5 protein-coding genes are annotated in these 6,765 nt (G+C 59.3%); 3 read left to right on the top strand and 2 right to left on the bottom strand.

The window, feature by feature from the left end:
- On the top strand, nt 1–777 hold the full coding sequence (locus tag IQ241_RS21530) for a photosystem II S4 domain protein (protein ID WP_193911205.1): 777 nt from the start codon (nt 1–3) through the stop codon (nt 775–777).
- A 4-nt stretch (nt 778–781) separates the two neighbouring features.
- Here the strand turns inward: IQ241_RS21530 and mnmG are convergent, their stop codons facing one another.
- Entirely contained in the window at nt 782–2,692 is a 1,911-nt protein-coding gene (gene mnmG, locus IQ241_RS21525) for a tRNA uridine-5-carboxymethylaminomethyl(34) synthesis enzyme MnmG (RefSeq protein WP_193911202.1), read from the bottom strand.
- 104 nt (nt 2,693–2,796) lie between these two features.
- Between mnmG and IQ241_RS21520 the strand changes: the two genes are divergently transcribed.
- Together IQ241_RS21520 and IQ241_RS21515 are read left to right on the top strand one after the other, a co-directional pair.
- Nucleotides 2,797–3,579 carry an HAD family hydrolase gene (locus IQ241_RS21520; RefSeq protein ID WP_193911200.1) on the top strand — a complete coding sequence of 261 codons (783 nt, stop codon included), beginning with the start codon at nt 2,797–2,799 and terminating at the stop codon, nt 3,577–3,579.
- Nucleotides 3,580–3,583: 4 nt separating this feature from the next.
- Nucleotides 3,584–4,765, top strand: a complete 1,182-nt coding sequence (locus IQ241_RS21515) for a DNA double-strand break repair nuclease NurA (RefSeq protein ID WP_193911198.1) — start codon at nt 3,584–3,586, stop codon at nt 4,763–4,765.
- Between the two features lie 16 nt (nt 4,766–4,781).
- Here IQ241_RS21515 and IQ241_RS21510 read toward each other — a convergent pair whose 3' ends face one another.
- The gene (locus IQ241_RS21510) at nt 4,782–6,764 is read right to left on the bottom strand and encodes an ATP-binding protein (protein WP_193911196.1); all 1,983 of its coding nucleotides are present in this window, start codon (nt 6,762–6,764) and stop codon (nt 4,782–4,784) included.
- Nucleotide 6,765: the final 1 nt, after the last annotated feature.

The following is a 6,765-nucleotide window of genomic DNA, read 5'->3' as shown; positions in this document are numbered from 1 at the left end:
TTGTTTATAAGAGACAGGCTCAAAAGTGCCGAAAACAAAGAAACCCTGGCCCGCATTCTCGACCAGGCCGAGCAGGCCATTCGCACCTGGGAGCCCGTCGCCACCGACTTTCTCTCGCCGCCGGAACTGGCCGAGGCGCAGGCAATCTTTCAGCAGCTGACCGAGATTCACGCCGAAGCCCAGGGTGGGTACCCGCAGGCTGAGTGGCAGCGGCTGGTGCTGGCGCGTACGGAGATGCCGCTAGAGGGGCAGACCCCGCCGGTAGCAGCGCTGGATATTGCTGGAAATTTTTTGTTTGACACGGCGACCCACCGCGATTTTCTGGGGTCGCTGCTAGGGACGGGAATCGTGCGGGAAAAGGTGGGCGATATTTTGGTTCTGGGCGAGCGGGGGGCACAGGCGATCGTCATGCCTGAGATGGTGGAATTTTTAGAGATGAACCTAGTGCAGGTGCGCTCGGTGCCGGTAAAGACGCGGCAGATTGAGCTGTCTGAGCTGAAGGTGCGCGAACCGCGAAAGAAGGAAATGACGACGGTAGAAGCTTCTCTCCGTCTGGATGCGGTCGCCTCAGCTGGGATGGGCATGTCGCGCAGCAAGATGGCCGACAGCATCAGCCGGGGCGACGTGCGGGTGAACTGGCAGACCGTGACCCAGCCCAGCCACAGTTTGGAAACCGGCGACCTGGTCGTCCTGAGGGGCAAGGGCCGTCTGGAAATTGGAGAGATTGCGCTGACCAAGAAGGAGCGCTACCGAATTCAGCTAACGCGGTTTATTTAATCGTTCATTTGGCTGGGGTCAGGCTGGGAGTAGTGCGATCGCGCACCTCCAGATACACCAGTAGCGCATTGATATCAGCCGGGTTGACGCCGCCAATGCGGGTCGCCTGGCCGACGGTCAGCGGCTTCACCTGGTTTAGCTTTTCTCGCGATTCCTTAGACAGCGTTTCCAAAGTCATGTAGTCCAGGTCCTGGGGCAGCGGTCGGTGAGCCTGGCGCGAGACCTGCTCGATTTGGTTCTGCTGGCGCTGGATGTAGCCCGAATATTTGATGTCGATCTCGGCCCCTTCTTTTTCTGCCCGACTGAGGTCAGGATTACCCAGCCCGTAACGGTCGAGGTCAACGTAGTGAAAGCCCGGGCGGCGGATCAGGTCGGACAGCGTCACCGAGCCTTTGATCCGCTGATTCGTATCGGCGACAATCTGCTGGCCGACCGGGTCGTGCTCTTTCACTCGCTCGGTCTGGAGCCGTTCTTTCTCAGCCGTGATGTTTTCCTGTTTTTGGGTGAACTGCTGCCAGCGGCGATCGCGAATCAGCCCTAGCTCGCGGCCCAGCGGAGTCAGCCGCTGATCGGCATTGTCGGAGCGCAGAATCAGGCGATATTCCGACCGGGACGTGAGCACCCGGTAGGGTTCCCGCAGATCCTTGGTACAAAGGTCGTCGATCAGCGTCCCCAGATAGCTCTGCTCGCGCGGGAAGACGACCATCTCCTGACCGCGAATCAGGCGAGCGGCGTTAATTCCAGCAACCAGCCCCTGTCCGGCGGCTTCTTCGTAGCCGGTGGTGCCGTTAATCTGGCCGGCGCAGAATAGCCCGGACACCCTTTTGGTCATCAGCGTGGGAAAGCACTGGGTCGCAGGCAGGTAGTCGTACTCGACCGCGTAGGCGGGCCGCAGCATGGCGCAGTGCTCTAATCCGGGCAGGGTTCGCAGCATTTCAATCTGCAAGGCCTCGGGCAGGCCGGTGGAGAAGCCCTGAATGTAAAGCTCGGGAATCTCTCGGCCTTCGGGCTCAATAAAAATCTGGTGGCTCTCTTTGTCGGCGAAGCGGACAATCTTGTCTTCAATACTGGGGCAGTAGCGCGGTCCCTTAGACTCGACCCAGCCGCCGTAGATCGGAGACAGGTGCAGATTGTCGCGAATCAGCTGGTGGGTTGCTGCCGTGGTGCGGGTGAGGTAGCAGGGCAGCTGGGGCCGCTCTACCCAAACTTCTGGGTCAAAGCTAAACCAGCGCACATCGATATCGCCCAGCTGCGGCTCTAGCTGACGATAGTCCACCGAGCGCTTATCGACTCGGGCAGGCGTTCCCGTTTTCAGCCGCCCCGTTTCAAAGCCGAGCCGGTTCAGCGTCTCCGTCATCCCTTCAGCGGCAGCTTCGCCCGCGCGGCCCGCCGACATTGACTTTTTGCCCACCCAAATCAGCCCGCCCAGGAATGTGCCCGTAGTCAAAATCACAGCCTGACAGCGAAAGGCCACGCCAAAGTAGGTCTGGATGCCGACAATTTGATCATTCGCACCTAAAATCAGGTCAGTGGCCATGCCCTCACGCAGCACCAAATTTTCCTGATTTTCGACCACGGCTTTCATCGTGGCGGCGTATTCACGCTTGTCGGTCTGCGCCCGCAGCGCCCACACGGCAGGGCCGCGAGAGCTGTTGAGGATGCGCTTTTGCAGATAGGTGCGATCGGCGATTTTGCCAATCTCGCCGCCCAGCGCATCGATTTCGTGGGTGAGCTGCGACTTAGCCGGGCCGCCGACGGCAGGATTGCAGGGCTGCCAGGCAATTCGATCTAGGTTGAGGGTGAGCAGCAGCGTCCGACAGCCCAGCCGAGCGGCGGCCAGAGCCGCTTCACAACCTGCGTGACCCGCCCCTACCACAACCAGGTCAAATTCATCGGAAAAGTCAGCCGCGCCCATGTCGAATCTCCTACAGCAGTCCTATTTTAGCGGCTTTGCCCCGTTGCCATTAGCCCGTTGCGATTAAGCTGTGAGAGGCATGAGTAATTTCTTGGTTAGAGATAATGCAGATAAGCTCTCCAGAAGTATTGGCCTTTGACTTTGACGGTGTAGTCTGTGACGGCCTAGTGGAATATTTTCAGACGGCCTGGAAGGCCTACTGCCAGCTGTATCAGCCAAAATCGACAGATCTGCCCGAGGCGCTAGCCGAGCCCTTCTACCGACTGCGTCCTGTGGTCGAAACCGGCTGGGAAATGCCAATCCTGCTGCGGGCCTTGATTCAGGAAATTAGCGAAGCCGAAATCATTGCCCAATGGCCCCGGCTGGCGAAGCCTTGTCTAGAAGAGGCCCGTCTCACGTCGGAGCAGGCGGCGGCGGCGGTAGATGGGGTGCGAGATCGCTGGATCCAATCCGACCTGCCCGACTGGCTCAGCCAGCATCGGTTCTATCCCGGTATGCTGGACTTGCTCAACCGGGCCATCGATAGCCACATTACAACCTACATTATTAGTACCAAAGAGGGGCGCTTCATTCAGCAGCTGCTCCAGCAAAACGGGGTCCTGCTTGAGCCTGAATTTCTTTTGGGTAAAGAGGCCAAGCGACCCAAGTACGAAACGCTACAGCAGCTGTACCAAAAGCATTCAGAGCCAACTATCTGGTTTATTGAAGACCGGCTGCCGCCGCTCAGTGCGGTCAAGCGCTATCCCGAGCTCGACCAGGTAGGGCTGTTTCTGGCTGACTGGGGCTATAACCTGGAGCGCGATCGCACCGCCGCCCGTCAGGACCGGCGCATTCGTCTGCTATCGTTAGACCAGGTAGTACAGGAGTTTCCTGCTTGGCTGACCTGATGTTATGCTCGACCTGACTAAGCTCGCCCGCCAGATGCAAGGCATCAGCGACCATCTGACTCGCGAAGCTGAAGCCGCTCACCGCCGAATTGAGGTCGCTACCCAGCTGATGCAGCAGGCGACCTCGCGGCAAAGCACACTGGTGAAACAGATGGAGGCGTATCGCGATCGCCTTTCGTTTACTGCCGCTAAGCCGATTGAGCCGCTGAATACCCGCGTCAGCCTAGCCGCTGCGCCTGAAGCCCATACTGTCCTGGCGACCGACGGCTCTCAGATCTCCCCCAGCCATCATGAAATTGCCTACTGCTACCTGCTCAACATCGGTCGGATTGTTCTGCACTATGGTCAGAGCCGCTATCCGCTGTTGGACAGCCTGCCCGAAGTCGTCTACCGGCCTGAAGACCTCTATGCCTCTCGCCGCTGGGGCATCAGCACCGAAGAATGGATGGGCTATCGGCGCACGGTGGCTGAGGCTGTAGTTCTGAGCGAACTAGGCACGACGGGGAGTCCTAAAACCCGTCCGCCGACCCTCGCCCTCACTGACGGTTCTCTGATCTACTGGTTTCTGGAGCAGCTACCCGCCGCCGCTCGGGATGAGATTCTGCTGCCAACTCTGGCCGCCTGGGAGCAGCTGCGGCAGGCGCGGGTGCCGCTGGTTGGCTATATCAGCGCCTCTCGCAGCGGTGAAGCGCTGAACTTTTTACGCTTGCAGAGCTGCATTTATGAAACCCCTGACTGCGCCAGCCACTGCGCGGACCGGACGGAGCAGCCCCCCTGTCAGGTCTTCTCACCACTGCGCGATGTGACCCTAAGCGCGACTCTGCTAGAGCCGGGCCAGCGCGGCCCGATTTGGCAGAGCTCGGCAAACATTTTGAGTGCCTATGGCGACCATGCGGTGTATTTCTGCTATGTCCATGTTGGGGCCGAAGTAGCGCGGATAGAGTTTCCCGCCTGGGTCGTCGAAGATGCTGAGCTGCTGGATACGGCCCTCAGTCTCACCCTGACCCAGGTACAGAAGGGCTACGGCTACCCGGTGGCGCTGGCCGAGGCCCACAACCAAGCAGTGGTCAGAGGGGGCGATCGCACTCGCTTTTTCGCCCTGCTGGAACAGCAAATGATCCGCGTCGGGCTCCAAAACGTCGGCACTTCTTACAAAGAAGCCCGCAAACGCGGCAGCATTGCCTAGCGCCGGCTATAAACCGCTAGACCCAGCCCTTTACTTCGGTGTCGGTTAATGGTCGCTCTAGCTTCAGGTATTCTTGCTTGGCGGCCTGGAGCAGATGCTTCATCATTACGGGCTGATCGGCACTGGCAGCAATGAAAGCGGCATTCAGAGCGATGTTGCGGATGTTGCCACCGGCGATGCTGAGCTTGGCTAAGCGATCGCAGTTTAGCCCCTCAGTCGGCGTATCGGCAGGAAAGACCCGCCGCCAGATTTCCGCTCGCTGCTTGGCGTCAGGGAAGGGAAACTGGACAACAAAGCGGAGGCGGCGCAGAAACGCCTGATCCATGGCGTTCTTTAGATTTGAGGTCAGGATGGCGAGCCCGCGATAGGACTCCATCCGCTGTAGGAGATAGCTGACTTCCATGTTGGCGTAGCGGTCTTTAGAGTCATTCACGTCGCTGCGTTTGCCAAAGAGGGCATCGGCTTCGTCAAACAGCAAAATTGCGCCGCCGCCCTCCGCCGCATCGAAAATGCGGCGCAGATTTTTCTCGGTTTCACCAATGTATTTGCTGACGATCGCGCTCAGGTCAATCCGATACAGATCGAGCTGGAGATCTCGCGAAATCACTTCCGCCGCCGTTGTTTTACCTGTGCCGCTAGCCCCAGAAAACAGCGCGCTGATGCCCAGTCCGCGACCGCTCTGGCGGCCAAACCCCCAGTCTTCATAGACCCGCGATCGCTGAGCCACATGGGACGAAATCTCCTGGATAATCTGCTGCTCTTTTTCGGGCAGCACCAGGCTATCCCAGGTCGCTCGGGCCTCGATGCGCTGGGCCATCTCGTCCAGCTGGGGCCTTGCCTGAGCCCGGCAGAGGTTCCATAACGTTTCCGGCGGCTGAGCGGTTTCCGCCGTCCGACTTTGTAGACAAACCGTACGGATTGCACTTGGGCTGAGGTTGAACTGGGTGACCAGGGTACTAATCGACGCTGTCCCAGGGTTGACATGTTGGTTAGAATATTGGCCCAGGCCAGTTTGCCAAAGCTGGCGCTGCTCCGCGGCGGTGGGATGATCCACCTCCAGGGAGACAATCGGACGCTGACGCTGAGGGCGGCGATCGCGGCTGGTCACAATCAGCGGCAGATTAAGGCTGTCAATCCAGGTAGAAACCGCGCCCTGCCTAGCCGCGTCTATCTCCAAATCCTCACAGCTGAGCAGCACCGCCATCCGGTTCAGGCTATATTCACGCTCACATAGCGTTTTCAGCGTTTTTAGCTGCTGCCAATCGGTGGGCAGAGCTGCCGCCGGTAGGGCTTGCAGGGCTAGACCTAAGCGATCGCAGGTTTCTGCGGCTACCGTTCTCAGACTGGCACTATCGCCGCCGATCAGCTGAATCACCGGCAGCTCGCTGCCCAGGGTCTGAGTCCAGGTTTGCTCAATCTGCACAATCAGCCGCTCATGAGAGGGCACGAGTAGGCCAGTCGAGCGGACGGCGGCCATCAGCCTCTGTAGACGCTGGTCCAGATACTGCACACCGGTCAGATAGTGCAAAATCCGCTCGTCAATCCGCAGGAGACTGCTGACCAGGGCATTGCCACCGCCGACCTCAATCAGCTGCCACTGCCGCAGCGGCGCGCTGGGCGTCAATGCCTCCCAAGCTGCCGACTCAAAAAGGCTCAGCGCCAGCCCAAAGGTCGGATAGGGACTGCCGCTGGCGGTCCGGCAGAGCTCCGGCCAAGCACCGTCCAACTCCATCCCAGCACATAGGAGAAGAATGCCGCGCTCAAACTCGCTCAGGCCAAAGCAGCGGCTCAGCAGGTCTAGGGCAAGCGGCTGTCCCTCATAGCTGGACTCAGTCCCTTTGACGATGACCGCATCGGTCAGCTCATGTGCATTGCTATCAGGGCCGGAACCCTGACGTACCAAAGCCTGACGAACCTGATCCAGGGCCTGACAGAGAAATTGCTGATTGGCACTGTGCCAGTTTTGGAGAGTAGTGGAGCGAGGTAGCGCAGCGGTCATA

Source organism: Vasconcelosia minhoensis LEGE 07310 (genome assembly GCF_015207255.1).
In the GTDB taxonomy this organism is placed as follows: Bacteria; Cyanobacteriota; Cyanobacteriia; order Phormidesmidales; family Phormidesmidaceae; genus Vasconcelosia; species Vasconcelosia minhoensis.
This window is presented reverse-complemented; position numbering and strand designations above follow the sequence as displayed.